The sequence below is a fragment of the Nostoc sp. genome, from assembly GCF_036917095.1.
GTDB lineage: Bacteria > Cyanobacteriota > Cyanobacteriia > Cyanobacteriales > Nostocaceae > Nostoc.
Map to the genome: position 1 here is coordinate 469,173 of NZ_JBALFH010000015.1, position 17,544 is coordinate 486,716.

The following is a 17,544-nucleotide window of genomic DNA, read 5'->3' on the forward strand; positions in this document are numbered from 1 at the left end:
AGTTATTCTTTTGAATTTTTGCACAGTGAAGGATCGGCGAAAAAGTGCTGAGGTTTGAGTCTAAAGGGGAGGCCCGTAAGCACCCCAGTAATGACAGGTCAAGTCGCCTGGTCGCAGTTAACCATCCACGGAATACCGAATCGATCGACCAACATCCCAAAGCGGACAGACCAGAAGGTTTGCTCGATCGCCATCTTCACTTTTCCGTTTTCTGCCAGGGCATGAAAGACACGTTCTGCTTTTGCTGGCTCATCAACGCTGATTTGCACGTAGAAGCCTTGGGGTGTTTCAAAATACCCAGGCGGGCTATCAGACCCCATCAAGAGGCGATCGCCCAGATCGAGGCAGACATGCATGATTTTGTCATGCCATTCGGCGGGTACATGCTCCGCTGAGGGGGCATCTCCGTGGGTCAGCATCATGACAATTTTGCCGCCAAGACAGTGTTCATAGAACTTGAACGCTGCTTCACAGTTGCCGTTGAACATGAGATAAGGATTAATTTTCATTGGGGGTTCTTTGAGTTGGCTCTAGTTGGGCTATGGGTTTAGCGTGAATGCAGCATGATTTGTCTGTGGATCGAATGGAACCGAGAGGTGTTCGTGTGATATCTGCCATTCGCCTTGATTTTTCTGGCAAACAGCGGTGACGCGCATCCACGTCTGCATTGCTGGATGGTCTTGGGTTCCTGTGAAGCGAAATAGCCAGTGTGCAACTGCTAAGTCTTCGCTGACGGTAATGTTAAGGTCTCGTGTTTCAATCTCAAAGGTGTCCGGGAAGTAAGGCAAACATTCTGACCACACTTGACTCCAAGCATCTTTCCCTTGGGTTTGGAAGGGAGGTTTAACATCGAAGATGATGACCTCGGTGGCATAGCGAGACATGATTTGGTCAACATTCTTGGTGCAGATGGCACGTTGTTGCTCGGCAATCAGTTGGCGAATCTGAACTTCGTTAGTTGCGATCGCGTTTTTGGTTGTCATCGGAATTTCTCCTTTTGGGTTGAAGTTGAGTACAGTTACGAGTTCTCTGGCAAACCCGCAACTTCAATCACAGGTCGAATTTCGACGGTGCCGACGCGTGCGCTTGGAATTCGGGCAGCGATCGCGATCGCTTCGTCGAGATCCTGAGCATTAATCAGAAAGAAACCGCCCAATTGTTCGCGGGTTTCTGCAAACGGCCCGTCAGTCACTAGCGATTTGCCGTCGCGCACCCGAACGCTGGTTGCAGTTGCGACAGGGTGGAGCGGGGCGGTAGCGAGATACTGCCCCTTCGAGTTGAGTTGTTGTGCCAATTGCGCGGATTCTACATAACAGTGTTCCCGCTCAGTTTGGCTCAGGGCATTTTCCTCCAGGTAAATCAGTAGCAAATATTTCATGGGCTTGCCTCCTTTATTTCCCGTTGCTGCTTCCCTTCTTTAATAAGTCGAATGGTGCTGACTCAAATCGACACTCCGCCAAAAATTTTGATCGTTTAGTACGATCGTGGTATACCTTCCTTGTTTCCCTTCTTTGGTAAGTCGAACGGTGCTGCCTCAAATCGACACCTCGCCAAAAATTTTTTATGTCAGGTATAATCCCAAACGCAAAAACAGACGTAAACCAAGCACTCGCCTCCATTTACCGGGCTGAATGGGGGCGGATCGTCGCCATCCTCATCCGGTTGGTGGGAGATTTCGACGTGGCTGAAGAAGCGGTACAGGAAGCCTTCATAGCCGCCGTGAATCAGTGGCAGTCCAGCGGCGTGCCCAATCTCCCCCGTGCGTGGCTCATCAAAACAGCCCGATACAAAGCCATCGATCGCCTCCGCCGGCGAACACGGCTGACGGAAAAACTGGAATGGTACGCCGCCTCCGGGTTGATTCCAACCCAAGAGGAGCTAACTTACGACACAGACGAAATTCCAGACGATCGGCTGCGGTTGATCTTTACTTGCTGCCACCCAGCACTGGCGATCGAGGCGCAGGTTGCTTTGACGCTGCGGATGCTGGGCGGACTTGAGACAGATGAAATTGCGCGGGCGTTTCTCGTACCCACGGCAACGATGGCGCAACGGCTGGTGCGTGCCAAGCGCAAGATTCGGGATGCAGGTATTCCCTATAAAGTGCCGGACACTAACAATCTGTCTGTGCGGGTAGACGCAGTGCTGACAGCGATCTATCTGATTTTCAACGAAGGCTACGCGGCGACTAGGGGCGAAACGATCGTCAGGGCTGACCTCTGCACAGAAGCGATTCGGTTGGGTCGTCTCCTGAGGACGTTGATGGCACCGCAACCGCCCTCAGAAGTGACTGCCTTGGTTGCCTTGATGTTGCTGCACGACTCCCGGCGCGATGCCCGTTTGGATGAGGCGGGCGATTTGGTGTTGCTCGAAGATCAGGATCGTTGTCGCTGGAACCAACAGCAGATTGCTGAGGCGCTGCCGCTTGTTGAAGAGGCGCTGCGGGGCGAAATTGGTTCGTTTGGAGTGCAAGCAGCGATCGCGGCACTGCATTGTCAGGCGGCACAGGCACAAGAAACGGACTGGTTACAAATTGTCCGCCTCTACGATTTGCTAGAACGCTTGCAGCCCTCGCCGATCGTGTCGCTCAACCGCGCGGTGGCAATCTCAATGGTAGACAGTCCTCAGACAGCGCTTGGACTCATCGATAGGCTTGCCCCCCAACTTGATGGCTATCATTTATTCCACGCCGCGCGTGCCGAGCTACTACGCCGTATTGGAGCCTCCCAAGAAGCCGCACAGAGCTACGCGCTAGCCCTGGCGCTGGTCACTAATAACAGCGAACGCCGCTTTCTGGAGCGTCGGCTGCGCGAAGTTCAGCCCTAACCCAGATTTCTCACAAACAATAAAAAATCAATTTACATAACTTGAGAGAAAACATTTTAGAGTGTTGAAATAACTAAAATAACTATTTATCTGAAGGCGAGGTATGACAACAAACTTTAATCGGCGTGAATTTATCTTGTTTGGTTCAGCCGCCTTTGCTACCAGCTTAGTAGTTCAAGCTTGCAGTAATAAGCCGACGACACCAACAGCGACAACAACGGGTGGTACTGAAGGGTTTAAAATAGCGATCGCTCTCCCTGGCACGATTACCGATAAAGGCTGGAATCAATCTGGTTATGAAGGAATCAATTTAGCAAAACAAAAGTTAGGTGCAGAAACTGCCTATGTAGAAAAAGTAGCACAAGCAGATCAAACAGAAGTATTAACAGATTTCGCTCGTAAAGGCTACAATCTCATCTTCGCGCATGGGGGACAATTTGATGCCGCAATTGAACAAGTCGCCTCACAGTTCCCCAACACATTTTTTGTGGGAGTAAATGGTAATCTCAAAGGTGAGAATATTGCTTCTTTACGAATAGATCACTTACAAGCTAGTTATTTATGTGGCATTATCGGTGCTTCTATCACAAAATCTAATAAATTAGCTTATATTGCTGGAGAAAAGTTTGCTGCTACCGAGGGAGAATTGCGGGGATTTGAATTAGGGGCAAAGTCTGTTAAACCAAATATTCAAATTACTTCTACTTTTACGGGTGATTGGAATGATGTTGCTAAAGCCAAGGAAGCGACTCTCGCGTTAATTTCTTCCGGGGCTGATGTCATATATCAATGGTTAGATAATGCTTCAGCCGCAGTTTTACAAACAGCAGGTGAAAAAGGAGTATATGCTTTTGGTAACACCCAGGATCAATTAGACGTTGCACCAAAAGCTGTTTTAACCAGCGCTGTCAAACGCTTAGATTTAGCTATAGCTTATATAGTAGAATTAGCCAAACAAAAACAAATCAAAGGACAAATATATACAATTGGGCTAGAAAGAACAGATATCTTATTTTTAGGGAAATTTGGGGCAATCATACCGGAGGCAGTAAAGCAAAAGGTATTGAATACAAAGCAAGAAATTGTTAGTAAAAAAATCGTTTTTGAAGACTGCAAAGAGGCTGGTAAGGATACGCGTTGCTTGAAGAAAACGACAACATCGCTTTAGCAGACTAGATTAAAAAACAGGAATAATTGTCTTTGTAGAGACGGCGATTTATCGCGTCTGTCTAATGCGCCAGTATTTTAGACGCGATGAATCGCGTCTCTACAATGGGGGCTTTCTGGCTTATCCCCAGCGTCTTGGGCTAAAACTGGATCTGACTTGTGTGTACACCTTAGCTTTACCAAAGGGAGGGGTTGGGGGTGGGGTGTTAGGGACTTTTGCAAGAGGTATACTACAGTCCTCAACGAACTATCAGTTTTGTGAATATGAACTATTTACGCTTAAAAAATATTACCAAACGCTTTGGGTCTTTTATCGCTAACGACAATATCAATCTTTCTGTTGCATCTGGAACCATTCACGCAATACTAGGCGAAAATGGTGCAGGTAAGAGTACTTTAATGAATATTATTAGTGGACTCTATCAACCTGATGCTGGTGAAATTTATCTTCAAGAAGAAGCAATAAAAATTACCTCACCAAATGAGGCAATTAAATTAGGTATTGGCATGATTCACCAACACTTCATGCTTGTACCCCAGTTGACTGTTACAGAAAATATCATCTTAGGGATGGAGAAAACTTGGCGGCTAAATCTACAAGATAAACAGCAAGAAATCTCCGCATTATCCCAAGCTTATGGATTAGAAATTGACCCCACTACCAAAGTTGAAAATTTATCTGTTGGGGCACAACAACGGGTAGAAATTCTCAAAGTTCTCTACCGTCGAGCAAAATTGTTGATTCTTGATGAACCTACAGCAGTTTTGACACCGCCAGAAGTAGAATCATTAATTGCTATCTTGCGCCAATTGGCAGCCGCAGGTAACACAATTGTTTTTATCAGTCATAAATTAGAAGAGGTAATTAATCTCTGTGATTCAGTAACAGTTTTGCGCCAGGGAAAGATAGTAGGAACAACATCAACTGAAGCGGCGACACCTCAGCAGTTAGCAACATTGATGGTAGGGCGGGAAGTAGCTTTACAGTTAAATAAAAGTCTTACATTGCCAGGAGAAATCATCCTATCGGTACAAAATTTGCAAGTTGCTGATGAAAGAAATATTCTTGCTGTAAACAATGTATCTTTTGAACTGCGGGCGGGAGAAATTTTGGGAATTGCTGGTGTCGATGGCAATGGACAGCGAGAATTAGCTGATGCCATCGCTCTTGTGAGGACTATTAAGCAGGGTAAAATTGAGTTTACGCACAAGAATTCCTCAGTAGGCTACATCCCAGAAGATAGGCAGACAATGGGATTGGTGTTGCAATTTAGCATCGCCCAAAATTTGATTTTAAAAGCTTTTAAATATCTGCCATTTTGTCGCCGTTTTTTGTTACAACAAGAAGCGATCGCTAATCGTGCCCAAGCTGCAATGCAAGAGTTTGACATTCGGGCGAATGGGATTGATATCAAGGTAAGTCAGCTTTCGGGAGGAAATCAACAAAAAGTGGTGTTAGCGCGAGAACTGGCGCAAACACCAGCTTTAATTATCGCCATGCAACCCACAAGGGGGTTAGATGTAGGGGCGACAGTAGCCGTTCAGTCTCGAATCTTAACAGAACGCGATCGCGGTGCGGCAATTTTGTATATTTCTACTGAGTTGGAAGAAGTGATGGCAATGAGCGATCGCATTGCCGTAATCTACAGAGGTGAGTTTGTGGCTATTTTGGATGCACAAACGGCGAAGGTGGAAGAAATTGGTTTGTTGATGGCTGGAGGAACACCCAGAGACTAAAATGCCAAGTCTTTATATCATTGGTGGTGCAAATGGTTCAGGAAAAACTACTGTTTCAATGAGTTTATTACCAAATTTTCTAGACTGCTTTGAGTACGTAAATGCAGATGCTATTGCTGCTGGACTATCTCCATTAAATCCCGATTCAATGGCTATAGAAGCAGGAAGATTAATGATTATGCGACTGCGGAGGTTATCTAATTCAGGTAGTGATTTTGCTTTTGAAACTACGCTAGCAGCTAGAAGTTTTGCACCTTTTATTATTGGTTGTAGAGCAAAAGGCTACACAATTAACTTAATATACTTTTGGTTACAAAGCGTTGACTTGGCAGTAGAACGAGTAGCAGCAAGGGTTGCTAGTGGTGGACACTCGATTCCAGAAGATGTTATTCGTAGACGCTACCAACAAGGGCGAAAGAACTTGATTTCTTTATACTTACCTTTGTGCGATCGCTGGATTATCTATGATAACTCTAACAATGATACTAGGTTAGTAGCTGAGTATCGTCGTGGTCAACAACTTGTTGTTTATGAAAATGCAATTTGGAATCAAATCAGAGGACAGGAAAATGGCTGAACAAGAATTAGAGCTTTTATCAAGCAAAATTGATGCTGGAGTCAAAGCAGCAATTGCAGCAGCAATAGAACGACATCGTAAGCTTGGCCAATCGATTAGTATTATGCGAGAAGGAAAGGTTGTAACTTTAACGCCTGATGAAATTACAGCGATTCAAAATCAGCAGAACAGTTAGAACAAAATTTAAAACTAAAAATGATGTTTGTAAATTGTTCAATTTGATTTAGCTTTGAGGAGTTAATGAACTGCATAGAAAATCATATTTCCAAACCTAACGATCGCAACTAATCGCATGAAATTCCTGTTACCAATCCTATCACCGCTAATTGCCATTGCCTCCGCCCTCATCGTCGGTGCTATCCTGATGCTAATTGCTGGGGCAAATCCCATCACCGCATACAGCATCTTATTTCAAGAATCTCTCTCTACCTACTTTGGATTTGGTAACACCCTCACCAAAATGACACCGCTATTGTTCGCTAGTTTAGGCGTGTTAGTGGCGTTGCGGGCTGGGCAATTTAATATCGGTGGAGAAGGACAAATTTATCTGGGTGCGTTAGGAAGTACTTTAATTGGTTTGTATGTGCAAGGATTACCTGCGGTGATTCATATCCCCTTAGCACTTTTAGCAGGATTTTTCTTTGGTGCAGTTTGGGGTTGGATTCCTGGTTATCTCAAAGCCATGCGCGGAGTGAATGAGGTAATTACTACATTATTGCTCAACTATATTGCCGTGAATTTAGTTAGCTACCTCGTCCAAAATCCATTAATGGCAACAGGTGCGCCTAGTCCTTATTCGCCATTAATTGCCAAAACATCGCGTTTGCCAATTATATTACCGCAAAGCCTCGCCCATGCTGGGATTTTATTCGGTTTAATTGCCGCAGGTATTTTATGGGTATTGTTAGTGCGATCGCCTCTAGGTTATCAAATTAGGGCAGTGGGATTTAACCCGATTGCCGCCCGTTATGCCTATATCTCTGTTGAACGTACCATTATGCTGGTGATGGCTTGTTCGGGTGGTTTAGCTGGGTTAGCTGGGAGTTGTGAAGTGATGGGGTTGAAATATCGGCTATTTGAACAAGTTTCCCCAGGTTATGGATTTGATGCCATTGCGATCGCTTTTTTAAGTCGTGGTAGTGTTGTCGGTGTAGTACTAACTTCTTTATTTTTTGCAGCCCTTCGCAGTGGTGCAAATGTGATGCAGCGTAGTGCAGGTGTGCCTGTAACTGTAGTTTACGCAATCCAGGGGTTTATGGTGTTATTTATTGCTATCAGTTTCGCACTGGAAAGAGAGATAAGAGTAAAAACGCAAAGGGACGCGAAGGTTTAACGCAGAGGAACACAAAGAAAACTCTGCGATACTTTGCGCTTCCCTCTGCGAACCTTTGCGTTTAAAAATAACTCTATGAATAATCTCAACTTCTTCTCCGATTACTTAATAGCTACCTTACGTCTAGCCGTCCCCCTAGCATTTGCAGCCCTTGGAGGATTGTACTCGGAACGTTCGGGCGTATTAAATATCGCCTTAGAAGGGATGTTACTTACGGGTGCTTTTACTAGTGCTGCGGCTACTTTCTACACTGGCAATCCTTGGCTTGGTATCCTTGCGTCCTTGATTTCTGGGGGATTAGTCGGACTACTCCATGCTTTTTTATGTATAACTTTGCGTGTCGATCAATTAGTCTCTGGGCTAGCAATTAATCTTGTCGCAGCTGGATTAACATCGTTTTTAGCCCGGTTAGTGTTTAGTGGCAGTAGTACGCAGCAGTTACCTGGAATTGGGACAATTATTATTCCTGGTTTAGCCAATATTCCCCTGATGGGGCCGCTACTATTTCAGCAAGATTTTTTAGTATATTTATTATTTATCTTAGTTATTTTAACTACATACATTTTATTTAAAACTAGCTTTGGATTGACATTGCGGGCAGTGGGTGAATCTCCGAAAGCTGCTGACACGGCTGGAATTTCAGTACAATTTGTCCGTTATATTGCAGTGGTAACTAGTGGCTGTCTTGCGAGTTTAGGAGGTGCTTATTTAACTCTCGTACAAGTAAGATTTTTTGCCGAAGGGATGAGTGCTGGTAAAGGATTTATTGCGATCGCAGCATTAATTTTTGGTAGATGGCATCCTGTAGGTAGTGCTTTGGCTTGTTTGCTGTTTGGGGCTACAGAAGCTTTACAACTGCGAATTCAGGCATTAGGGGCAAATATCCCTTACCAATTTTTAGTAATGCTACCTTATGCGATCGCTTTATTGGCATTAGTCGGTAAGTTGGGCAAATCTACACCCCCTAAAGCTTTAGGTACTCCCTACTTTGGAGAAAATCGCCACTCAGACTAAAAAAACGTTCCTTCGACGAACTCAAAAACAGCTTACTTTTACTTTTTAAAATTAGCATTGAATATGCGTGGTGGTTACGCCGTGCTATCCATGTACAGCACTTTAAAACACTGTTTGGCGCAGTTCTGGAAATACTTTGGAGACTTTATTCAAAAGATAATCGCCATAAGTCCCGCGAAATTCGTGGACACTGGCTTTATCCCAGCGATCGCTTCGATCGTCATTCACTACTATATCGTTCAGTTCAATGGGTTTGACTTCAATGTTGAAATTGGGATCGAAGAAGAATGGAAATGACAAACGATTACTTGTTGATAGGTTCTGAACGCGGTGGGGTGTCGAGCGATACAGTCCTCGTGTCATGCGATCGAGCATATCCCCAATGTTGCATACGAATGAACCAGGAATAGGAGGTGCATCTATCCAACCAGACTTTGATTTGACTTGTAATCCACCGACATTATCTTGTTTTAGTATAGTTAATACTCCATAATCTGTATGTTCGCCAACGCCCCATTTAGATGCAGATAATGATGAATTCGGAGGGTAATTGAAAATCCGAAATAATATCAATGGGTCTTTTGTATAACGGTCTGCAAAGTAGGACTTTTCTAACCCCAAACTTAGAGCAATACCAGCCATTAGGGTGTGTCCAAGTTTGGTCATTGAGTCTATATAATCCAGCACTGTTTCCCTAAATTGGGGAATATTGGATGGAAAAAGATTTCGACCGTGCATTGGTACACCAGTTTTCACAAGTGGGTGGTCTGATTCTAGTTCTGTACCAAAGTAAATACCTTCTTTTAAGTCTGGTTTACCTGATGTCAACTCGTTACCCACGGGGAAATATCCTCGCCATGCTTTACCACCAAGAGCCATACGAATCTTTAGTTTTGTTTCTACATCCTGCGCGAAAAACTGTTGACTGAGATGTTCTAACTGCTTTTGTAGTTGTTCATCAACTCCATGTCCGACGATATAGAAGAAACCGTAATCATGGAGAGCTTGTCTAATTTGGTCTGCAATTACATCAGAATAGTTGTTAGTTTGAGAAACCAATGTACTAATATCAATGATGGGAACTTCTGAAAACTTTTTATCCACAATTTGTAAGATTGTCATACTCTGTTTTTTTAGTCATGCGTAGACTAATAACTAGACTACATAATAAATTATATCGATAACTATAATGTTTTAATCAGAGCTATCTCATCAAGTCTAAGTCTTTTTCAATTCAAAGGTTTAAAGATGTTGATGTGAGTATTAATCAACGCCTATCCAAGGGACATCACCGCATCGAAAATCGCTTGGTTTACACTGTCTCACGTTGCTGACTCGCTGCCAAGCGCAAGTATGATTGAATGCGAGAATCCATAAATGGTTAGCTCGGTTGTGTAGAGTTGCTCAAATAGAAAACTCAACAGAATTTAACGAACGCCTAATAACTCATACACTGCCCCCAGTAACTGGTGACTTTCTCTGAGTCGGCAGCAGATCGAGAATTCTAGAGGTGTATTGCATACATAGAATGCACAGTGGCTTTAAGTGGGCGCAAGTTTGTAATCGCTAGGTCAATTTGCATATAGTACAAATTGCCTTATTCCCAATATGTTTTCCAATCAACCTTGAAAGCTTGCTGTAATTTCTTCATATAACTATACGTTTTAATTTTCACCATCCATACGTTATTACTGTTACTGTCGCCTCCTTTACAGACAACACCTTCAGCTACACCATATTTCCCTTGTCGAACATCATCAATAAATTGACCTGTTAGCTTACCACGATAAACAACTCGTGCAATGTTTAAGTGGCTAAAATCTCGAAGAAATTGTTCAGGAGTAATAATACATTTATCTGTTTGTACATCAAAGAGAATTAGTTGTTTCAAGTCCTCATTTCGATGCATTCCTGCAAATGAGTTAGTTCCCAAAAACTCTGTAAATACTGTTAATTCAGGGTATTGATAATTTAAATTTTCTCGAAATATTTTTTCTAAAGAGTTGGCAAAGTCTCTGTAAAAAATCTCAGGAGCTTGTTCTAAACCTGGATGTGCTTTGTTGAATTGTGCAATTCCTATCTCATCCAAATCATAACGGTCTCGACGTGTACCAAAAGCATACCATCCAAGTTCAAATTCCCAAACCCAGTGGAGATTTGTACCATCATATTTCTCAAAAGCTATACAGCGCTCCCAAGGGCAATTTTTACTATCTGGAATTTTAGGATAAGCTAGTTGCACTCGTGCCATTGCGATCGAGACAGGTTCGTATTTTACTTATATTATATACAATTACAAAAATCTTGGAGCAATTATATAAGTTTTACATTAGCTTTTGTGACAACTCATTGAGACAACAAATTTCTCCATAAGGCTTTCCATCAATCGTTATAGGCAACTAAAGCGACGCAAAAGGTAAACAAAGCAGCTTGTGTTCATAGTTATAACTTTCATGTTGAAAGTAGCAATTGGGAATTTTGAATTGTGAGTTAGTTTTTCTACTAATTACTGATAACTCTGCATTTACCAGGCTTGGCGCAAATATTTTTTGCGATATTGTGTAGTACAAAAAGGTTGGCGAAGCAATTTTTTACTAATGCTGGTTTCGTTCTCCTCAAACACTATCAAGTGCAATACTTGCTCTAGGAAACGCCGTTTGTCAAAAATGCCTTGAATCAGTACCTCTAGTTGAGTTGCGCCCTTGGCAGAAAAATCCTCACCATCAATGGTGTACCACGGTAAAAACTCCTGCCAGTCTGAGGTTAATGTACCGACTCGCGCCTGATTTCCATAAGTAATAACTAGGAAGGTATTGTAGTCAAACAGCTTTGGTATTTGTTGACAGTAGGTCTGAATTCGCTGATAACCTTCTTTGAAAGTGGGCTGTTTATCACTTGGCTGAATCGAGACAATAACTGCCAAGGGTAAACCATTGATAAAGACAACTACATCAGGACAGTGAGCATAACTCCCCTCAACTACAGTCAAGGGATTAATAACTAGCCAATCATTGTTTAGTAGATTAGACGTATCAATGAGCCACACTTTGTCATGAACTATTTCTTGGTTATCCAGATATTCGACTTCCACTCCATCGGTCAAGAATTTGTGAAAGCGGTGGTTATTTTTCAGTAAGTCGGAACCATGAGTGCAAGTAACCTGGTGGATAGCTGCGGCGATCGCCTCATCCGGTTTGTTCGGGTTAATTTTCCGTAAAGTACTATGAAGGCGATCGCTCAAAACCACATCTCTATAACTACTCCGTCCTATCTGATGCTTACCCAAAGCAATATCTGGCTCTAATAAAACTGTATAGCCAAGAACCTCGAACCAGGTGAGCAAAGATGGTACGATGGCTTTGCCCGCCGCAGGCATCGCAACTCTTAGAGAGGCTTTACCAACGCGTAGGGGTACGTCCGCCGTCGGCATCGCAGATTGTGTGAAATCAAAACGGCGGCGAATCTTTCTTGTAACACGACTCGCTTTGGCAGTTGTTTTTTTTAGCTGTGCTGGATTCATGAATAGTAAAAGACTTAATTTGAGTCAATGCAGGAGTTAGGCACGAACCGATCGGCATTGGTTGGTATATTTTTGATGGAATATACGACTAGACAGTAACTATCAAAGCTGAAGTCGATCGGCAAAATTGTATCTTGTGCTACATATTACCAATAATATTGGTAATATTGTGGTAAACATTTAGAATTGGCTCTGTATTAATGCTTAACCTTTGTTTCCTGCTCTAAAAACAGGTTGCCAATATCAAATAAAAGTTGCATAGTACCTCGATAGCCAACCTTGGTAAACTGGCCGGAATCTAAGCGGTCAAAAATGGGAATCCCTTGACGGTAGAGAGGAATTTTTAAGCGTTGAGCGATCGCTACTCCATGAGAGTTGGTAATGAGTAAATCAGATCCAACCGCCAATTGCTCAAGTCTTCCAAATTGCCGATAGTGACGCTCTTGATCGGGAGTTTTTCTAACAGAGGAAAGCGTGTCGTTGTCAGGGCTGAGTGAATCTCAACTCCTAGCGATCGCAAAAAAGAAACTGTTGACCAAAGCAAATCTGGTTCCAGCGCTAAAGACACTCGCTTGCAACCAAAGTAAAAGTGATTTTCCAACATCACATATTTTAACTGACGGCGTTCGGTATTTCTCCGGTACGCTGACACCACTGATATCCGCCAAAGCTTGCAGGAATTTATCTACTGCTGCTAGTCCGGTTAGTTCACCAAATATCTCATTATTAGCGCCGTCAAAGTTATCTATGCAGTTTCCTCTAGCTATTTTCTAATCTAGAACTTAAAATAGTCGTTAATACTGTTTGCGGGACTTTGGTGCGACTTCCGAACCTAGCCTGTAACGCTATCCTAGCTTGTCGTGTCGTCATTCCCCGAACAGTACCCCCTTCAAAAAAGCCACTATGCCAACAATGGACATTAATCGGGCTAACCAACATCAGCAAGTGGCAAGGGAAGATTTAGTCATGTTTATTAATGCCTGCCTCTCCTGCACAGGACAGCGTGAGTTCTATGGTGATGGTTACGGGCAGCGCGTATCTATTGACTTTTTGCACGACTATATTTTAGGTAATTACCGCTTACTCTATACCCGGACATTGGCAGCAGGGATCAACCACTTCAACCAAGCGCAGATTATCCTCAAATTATTAGCAACAGGAAAACATACACCCCCTGAACATCGACAAGAGGAAGGTGCATTAATTGCCGCAGCATTAACAGCCTTACCACCACAACGAGGTTGGGAAGTATTGCAACAATTACGGAAAAGAAGCATCAATAATCGTCGTAGCAGAGCGATCGCTCGTGATTATCTCCAACAAAAACGTGACATAAACTTTGATGCTGTCAAGTATCGCTCCAAATTTCGAGCGATCGCTTCCCATGCTCACCTCACCCTACCAGGGGAATTAGGTAATTTTCTCTTTGGGAAATGGAAACAGCAAGTTTATCAAACAGAATTATTCGAGACATTTCGCCAAGCACACTATAGCGCTCAAGCAGTTTATCAATTACCCTTTACAGTTGCCGAAGGTTTAGCAGCGAAACATGGAATTAAACGAGAGGTCTTTTTATCTCGTATTCAAGAGCAAATGACCTTGAATGAAAAATTGCGCTTTCAAAGTTCAGCCAACCGCACAGAAGTAGAAATCGACATTAATTTAGGTCGTCTCCCCCTAACTCGTTTGGCACTATATATCCTATCTTTGCCATTGGAGACTCGCAAACAGCAGTGGGATATCTTAAACCGAGCATTAGAGAAATCTGCTGCCTTCACATTAAGAAAATCACCCCTAAAACTAGGAAGAGTAGCCGCAGTTCTAGATTGCAGCTACTCCAGTTCCGCTTCAGCCGAAAAACATCGTCGTCCTCTAGGGGTAGCTTTAGCTACTCATTACTTACTAAAAGCAGCATCCCAGGAATACCAAGCTTTTTGGACAGCATCAACCAGCGATCCACTCCTGATTCTAGCTCGTGGACAAACAGACCTAGCTACTCCCCTACTGGATGCTTTGGACTGGGGCGCAGATTTAATAGTACTTGTCACCGATGGTTGGGAAAACGATCCCCCCAGTGGAGCATCGGAAATTCTACGTGTATATCGCGATCGTTTAGACCCGAAACAAAAAACTTCGATTATTCATTGCAATCCTGTTTACAATGCCGATGACTTTTCTTTACACCCCCTTAGTCCCACAATTCCCACAGTAGGATTACGAGATGCAGAAGATTTACCTACGATGTTGGGCTTTGCCCGGTTTGCTGAAGGTTCTGCATCTTTAGCTGAACTGGAAGCATATTTAGCAGAACGAGTCAAGCAAATGTTAAGGGTGTAGAGTATAGAGTTTGCAACAATTAAATTGATTGATTTTCAATAGCTTAAATAAAATACTGTTGCCCAAAAAATTTATTCTCTGTAAAGTTTATCCCACAATTATCGGAACATAAAATAGTTAGATTCCTTAAATTTAGATTACTTATGAAACCACTACATTATTTAATATTTCATCCTGACTACGCAAGAAAAAAAACTGAAGTCCAAGCTAAGGTTTTGATGGATGATAAACTTACAGATTGGCAAGGTAATGTTTGGGTGGATGAACCGTGCGGAAATGAAGACCCATTCGTATTTTCAGAAAGGTGGCTTTATTCATACTGTCATGCTACTCAATTAAGAAGAAAACCTATATCAGAATCTTCTCATGTCACAGCAGGATCATATATTTTTTTCTGTAGTGGAGATGCTGCCAATAAAAATACTATTCAGCTAGATACAGTTTTTGTTGTAGATCATAGTGCTGAGTGGCTGGATAACCAGCACGGAATACCTGAAGAGTTCCAACAGGATTATAAAAATAATAAATCTGAGCGATGGGAGAGACATTTTAAGTACTCTTTTCTTGGTCAACATACTGGAAAATATACCTATGTGAGTAGGCAATGGTTTGATAGCAAAGATGAGTATTCTTTTTTGCCAATTTCTCAGAATGGCGATAGAGTAGAGTTTAATTTAGGATTACTTACATCAAATATTCAATCGAAGATAAAAGACAAAGTAAATGGGAAATATCCAGTAACATTAAGTGAGGAACAAAAAACAGAATTACTAAAAATAGCATTATCTCTAGCGAGTATTAAAGTAATCGGGAATCTGAAGCGGCAGGATAACAATATCAAAACAATAAATCCTGGTAATATAAGCTGTGGATCAAAGTTAGTAAAGTTCGGAAAGTGTTAGGTTTAGTATGGCTACACTCAATACAATATCACTATCAAAATCAAATTGTAGATATTAAAGACAAAAAACTGGATTCAGGACAACATAAGAGAAACTGATATTGCTCAAGATACGGTATTGCTTAAAGTTAATAAAAATAGACCCACCATCCTATGGCATCCAAAAGCAATCTGTTAACAGACATATCACTCAAAGGATTAGAAATTGCTCCTTCTCAAATACGGGGAGCAGTGCGGATTGTGCCATTATTGCGCCATCAAGTACGTAACGACTTGCGCTTGCTGCGTCGTAGCTACGATGAAGATTTAGCAGTTGTTTCCTTAACAGGAGAAATGACAGCACCCGGAATGAAATATTTTTCCTATGTTCCTCACGGGCTAGTGTTGTCTTGGACTAATGACGGCAGCCCTGTGGGGGCTTTTGGGGGACAGCTTTTTAAAACAGATGGTAAACAGCTAAACTATGGTTGTGCCAGTGTCCGATTAATGCACCGGATGGTGAAGCGGGAATCTACTAATCAACTGAGATTTTTGCCACTGCACTTGGCAATGGAAGGCTTTTTATCAATGTTTTTCTCTGGCCCTGATATCGCCTGGAGTGAATATTCTAAGTATGCCCTTTCTCATGGGCTGGGTAGCCGAATGGAAAGCTCTTTTAGTGGACGTTACATTGCTGGACTTGAAGATGCTTTGCGGGTATTTGAAATTCACTCTCGACAGGTTGGGGTATTGGTATTTGTTGCCGAAGCATTAGCATCAGCTTTTGTAGTACCGACACCAGAGGACTATCGACTTTTGCACAATAGCTTGTTAGAAGATTTCTATGGTGAGTTATTGTACCAATACGCGTTGCTGCACGATACTACTTTTCCAATGAGTGTATCTTTAGATGAGTCCAAAATTAATGATTTAAAAGCTTTGAGAGCAGCAGTACAAAATATGCGTTCAGATTGGGCATCGTTTCAGGGTTTCATGGCAGAGGGGCTGTTAGGACGCAAGTTAATTTCCCAAAAAGTCTATACTGCTGGTTCGTTCATGTTACAAAGATTTATTACTGACCTTAACCCCAACGAAGAAAATCATATTGGGGAAGCGATTATTCGAGAGAATGGTGAATTGGAGTATTTGAAGACTTACCGCTTATCAGGAATGCAGACTCGCCGAGTTTATTTGCTGAGTCAGTTAGCGAACCATAATTGGAATTTGGATGCTACAGCTAGTAAATTGCGGAATACACGAGAGGAATTTGTGCTGCGTTTAGAAAAGGTGGGTTTTGGTTATTTGCTTAATGCAGAAGTACGACAAGCGGCATTGAAAAAAGTTAAGGGTAAAAGGTGATATCGTCTTGCTAAGATTCAGCATTAATTTGTAAAATTTTGATTTCAATACATTCGCCAATTTCCGAAGGAGCAAGCTGTCGTGCGTATAAACTTCACTTTTTATGTCTGCAACCATTGGTAACTCTGTAATGCTCTGGAAAATTACACATATGGTACGATTTTTAATCAGCACTTCCTTCTCACCGTAACGCTTTGAGTAATCCTCAGCCGTTTTGTAATTACCAGGATTGAACAAAACATGAGTACTACAAGCAGAAGCGATACCTTCGGTGAGCTTCGCTAACGCACTCCCCATTTTATCCCCATAAATATCGTAAAGTTGCTCTAAACTTTGGATACCTAGAATAAAGCAGGCACCATTAGAACGATATTCATTAATCCACTGTGGCAGTCGGTCTAGCTTAATTGATGGTAATTCATCCAAAGAAATAATCAACGGATCTTTGCGGGGACGGCTCAAGTTACCAACAATCATCAAGTGCATTGCAGCTGCCAGCAGAGGCCCCACCACACTGCGACGTTCATCATCTAGCTTGAACACCACCATCTCTCTACCTTCAAGCTTAGTGGGAATATCCGATTTCCCTATAAATGCCCTCAGCAAATCAGCTTGAATGAAAGATGAGAAAGTACCTGCTACTGTGGTCAATACAGCGCTCGTAAGTGAACGCCATCACTCTGCAACTGGCTAGAAATGAACAAAACCAAATAGAACCTCAAAAATGAAAAATGTAGATAGCTGGATTGCTGTATAGTTTGGGTTATGCCAGATTATCCTCTCAAGAGTTGCTT

17 protein-coding genes and 1 pseudogene are annotated in these 17,544 nt (G+C 42.5%); 10 read left to right on the forward strand and 8 right to left on the reverse strand.

All coding sequences use genetic code 11. The features are described 5' to 3' along the window. Nucleotides 1–98 precede the first annotated feature (98 nt). Genes V7L01_RS06130 through V7L01_RS06140 form a run of 3 tightly spaced genes read right to left on the reverse strand, consistent with a single transcriptional unit; the run spans nucleotide 99 to nucleotide 1,378 of the window. The gene (locus V7L01_RS06130; RefSeq protein ID WP_335032856.1) at nucleotides 99–509 is read right to left on the reverse strand and encodes a VOC family protein; all 411 of its coding nucleotides are present in this window, start codon (nucleotides 507–509) and stop codon (nucleotides 99–101) included. A gap of 30 nt (nucleotides 510–539) precedes the next feature. Then, nucleotides 540–983, reverse strand: coding sequence for a YybH family protein (locus V7L01_RS06135; RefSeq protein ID WP_335032858.1), 444 nt, complete (start codon nucleotides 981–983; stop codon nucleotides 540–542). 35 nt (nucleotides 984–1,018) lie between these two features. Then, nucleotides 1,019–1,378 (reverse strand): YciI family protein, encoded by a 360-nt coding sequence (locus V7L01_RS06140; protein ID WP_335032860.1) that lies wholly within the window; start codon nucleotides 1,376–1,378, stop codon nucleotides 1,019–1,021. Nucleotides 1,379–1,563: 185 nt separating this feature from the next. Between V7L01_RS06140 and V7L01_RS06145 the strand changes: the two genes are divergently transcribed. The 7 genes from V7L01_RS06145 (at nucleotide 1,564) to V7L01_RS06175 (ending at nucleotide 8,654) form a co-directional block, all read left to right on the forward strand. Beyond that, nucleotides 1,564–2,826 (forward strand): RNA polymerase sigma factor, encoded by a 1,263-nt coding sequence (locus V7L01_RS06145; RefSeq protein WP_335032862.1) that lies wholly within the window; start codon nucleotides 1,564–1,566, stop codon nucleotides 2,824–2,826. Nucleotides 2,827–2,929: 103 nt separating this feature from the next. Beyond that, on the forward strand, nucleotides 2,930–3,994 hold the full coding sequence (locus V7L01_RS06150; protein ID WP_335032864.1) for a BMP family protein: 1,065 nt from the start codon (nucleotides 2,930–2,932) through the stop codon (nucleotides 3,992–3,994). Nucleotides 3,995–4,257: 263 nt separating this feature from the next. Next, nucleotides 4,258–5,730, forward strand: coding sequence for an ABC transporter ATP-binding protein (locus V7L01_RS06155; protein ID WP_335032866.1), 1,473 nt, complete (start codon nucleotides 4,258–4,260; stop codon nucleotides 5,728–5,730). Between the two features lies 1 nt (nucleotide 5,731). Beyond that, nucleotides 5,732–6,307, forward strand: a complete 576-nt coding sequence (locus V7L01_RS06160; RefSeq protein WP_335032867.1) for a zeta toxin family protein — start codon at nucleotides 5,732–5,734, stop codon at nucleotides 6,305–6,307. After that, nucleotides 6,300–6,482, forward strand: a complete 183-nt coding sequence (locus V7L01_RS06165) for a hypothetical protein (protein WP_335032869.1) — start codon at nucleotides 6,300–6,302, stop codon at nucleotides 6,480–6,482. The genes V7L01_RS06160 and V7L01_RS06165 overlap by 8 nt, the downstream gene beginning before the upstream one ends. Before the next feature lie 117 nt (nucleotides 6,483–6,599). Continuing rightward, complete coding sequence (locus tag V7L01_RS06170; RefSeq protein ID WP_335032871.1) at nucleotides 6,600–7,640, forward strand: ABC transporter permease; 1,041 nt, start codon at nucleotides 6,600–6,602, stop codon at nucleotides 7,638–7,640. Nucleotides 7,641–7,715: 75 nt separating this feature from the next. Continuing rightward, nucleotides 7,716–8,654: an ABC transporter permease gene (locus tag V7L01_RS06175; RefSeq protein WP_335032873.1), complete on the forward strand. Its 939-nt coding sequence runs from the start codon at nucleotides 7,716–7,718 to the stop codon at nucleotides 8,652–8,654. A gap of 102 nt (nucleotides 8,655–8,756) precedes the next feature. Here V7L01_RS06175 and V7L01_RS06180 read toward each other — a convergent pair whose 3' ends face one another. From V7L01_RS06180 to V7L01_RS06195, 4 genes and pseudogenes are all read right to left on the reverse strand, one after another. Then, entirely contained in the window at nucleotides 8,757–9,776 is a 1,020-nt protein-coding gene (locus V7L01_RS06180) for an isopenicillin N synthase family dioxygenase (RefSeq protein ID WP_335032875.1), read from the reverse strand. 475 nt (nucleotides 9,777–10,251) lie between these two features. After that, on the reverse strand, nucleotides 10,252–10,905 hold the full coding sequence (locus V7L01_RS06185; protein WP_335032877.1) for an RNA ligase family protein: 654 nt from the start codon (nucleotides 10,903–10,905) through the stop codon (nucleotides 10,252–10,254). A 273-nt stretch (nucleotides 10,906–11,178) separates the two neighbouring features. Further along, on the reverse strand, nucleotides 11,179–12,174 hold the full coding sequence (locus V7L01_RS06190) for a type I restriction endonuclease (protein WP_335032879.1): 996 nt from the start codon (nucleotides 12,172–12,174) through the stop codon (nucleotides 11,179–11,181). A gap of 197 nt (nucleotides 12,175–12,371) precedes the next feature. After that, nucleotides 12,372–12,896, reverse strand: a pseudogene (locus V7L01_RS06195) (nitrogenase component 1); the annotation flags it as partial. A gap of 190 nt (nucleotides 12,897–13,086) precedes the next feature. On the opposite strand from V7L01_RS06195, the gene V7L01_RS06200 reads away from it, so the two are divergent. The 3 genes from V7L01_RS06200 to V7L01_RS06210 all read left to right on the forward strand — a co-directional run bounded on the left by V7L01_RS06200 (nucleotide 13,087) and on the right by V7L01_RS06210 (nucleotide 16,750). Then, nucleotides 13,087–14,511, forward strand: coding sequence for a hypothetical protein (locus V7L01_RS06200; protein WP_335032881.1), 1,425 nt, complete (start codon nucleotides 13,087–13,089; stop codon nucleotides 14,509–14,511). 143 nt (nucleotides 14,512–14,654) lie between these two features. After that, the gene (locus V7L01_RS06205) at nucleotides 14,655–15,413 is read left to right on the forward strand and encodes a hypothetical protein (RefSeq protein ID WP_335032883.1); all 759 of its coding nucleotides are present in this window, start codon (nucleotides 14,655–14,657) and stop codon (nucleotides 15,411–15,413) included. Nucleotides 15,414–15,565: 152 nt separating this feature from the next. After that, a complete protein-coding gene (locus V7L01_RS06210) occupies nucleotides 15,566–16,750 on the forward strand; it encodes an ARPP-2 domain-containing protein (RefSeq protein WP_335032884.1) in 1,185 nt (394 codons plus the stop codon). On the opposite strand, the gene V7L01_RS06215 is transcribed toward V7L01_RS06210, so the two are convergent. After that, nucleotides 16,670–17,401 (reverse strand): type IV secretion system DNA-binding domain-containing protein, encoded by a 732-nt coding sequence (locus V7L01_RS06215; protein WP_335032886.1) that lies wholly within the window; start codon nucleotides 17,399–17,401, stop codon nucleotides 16,670–16,672. The genes V7L01_RS06210 and V7L01_RS06215 overlap by 81 nt on opposite strands. Nucleotides 17,402–17,544: the final 143 nt, after the last annotated feature.

Bases quoted from the DNA above. Each gene is read 5' to 3' on its own strand.
- V7L01_RS06130 (WP_335032856.1), bottom strand. From the start codon at position 509: ATGAAAATTAATCCTTATCTCATGTTCAACGGCAACTGTGAAGCAGCG.
- V7L01_RS06135 (WP_335032858.1), bottom strand. From the start codon at position 983: ATGACAACCAAAAACGCGATCGCAACTAACGAAGTTCAGATTCGCCAA.
- V7L01_RS06140 (WP_335032860.1), bottom strand. From the start codon at position 1,378: ATGAAATATTTGCTACTGATTTACCTGGAGGAAAATGCCCTGAGCCAA.
- V7L01_RS06145 (WP_335032862.1), top strand. From the start codon at position 1,564: ATGTCAGGTATAATCCCAAACGCAAAAACAGACGTAAACCAAGCACTC.
- V7L01_RS06150 (WP_335032864.1), top strand. From the start codon at position 2,930: ATGACAACAAACTTTAATCGGCGTGAATTTATCTTGTTTGGTTCAGCC.
- V7L01_RS06155 (WP_335032866.1), top strand. From the start codon at position 4,258: ATGAACTATTTACGCTTAAAAAATATTACCAAACGCTTTGGGTCTTTT.
- V7L01_RS06160 (WP_335032867.1), top strand. From the start codon at position 5,732: ATGCCAAGTCTTTATATCATTGGTGGTGCAAATGGTTCAGGAAAAACT.
- V7L01_RS06165 (WP_335032869.1), top strand. From the start codon at position 6,300: ATGGCTGAACAAGAATTAGAGCTTTTATCAAGCAAAATTGATGCTGGA.
- V7L01_RS06170 (WP_335032871.1), top strand. From the start codon at position 6,600: ATGAAATTCCTGTTACCAATCCTATCACCGCTAATTGCCATTGCCTCC.
- V7L01_RS06175 (WP_335032873.1), top strand. From the start codon at position 7,716: ATGAATAATCTCAACTTCTTCTCCGATTACTTAATAGCTACCTTACGT.
- V7L01_RS06180 (WP_335032875.1), bottom strand. From the start codon at position 9,776: ATGACAATCTTACAAATTGTGGATAAAAAGTTTTCAGAAGTTCCCATC.
- V7L01_RS06185 (WP_335032877.1), bottom strand. From the start codon at position 10,905: ATGGCACGAGTGCAACTAGCTTATCCTAAAATTCCAGATAGTAAAAAT.
- V7L01_RS06190 (WP_335032879.1), bottom strand. From the start codon at position 12,174: ATGAATCCAGCACAGCTAAAAAAAACAACTGCCAAAGCGAGTCGTGTT.
- V7L01_RS06200 (WP_335032881.1), top strand. From the start codon at position 13,087: ATGGACATTAATCGGGCTAACCAACATCAGCAAGTGGCAAGGGAAGAT.
- V7L01_RS06205 (WP_335032883.1), top strand. From the start codon at position 14,655: ATGAAACCACTACATTATTTAATATTTCATCCTGACTACGCAAGAAAA.
- V7L01_RS06210 (WP_335032884.1), top strand. From the start codon at position 15,566: ATGGCATCCAAAAGCAATCTGTTAACAGACATATCACTCAAAGGATTA.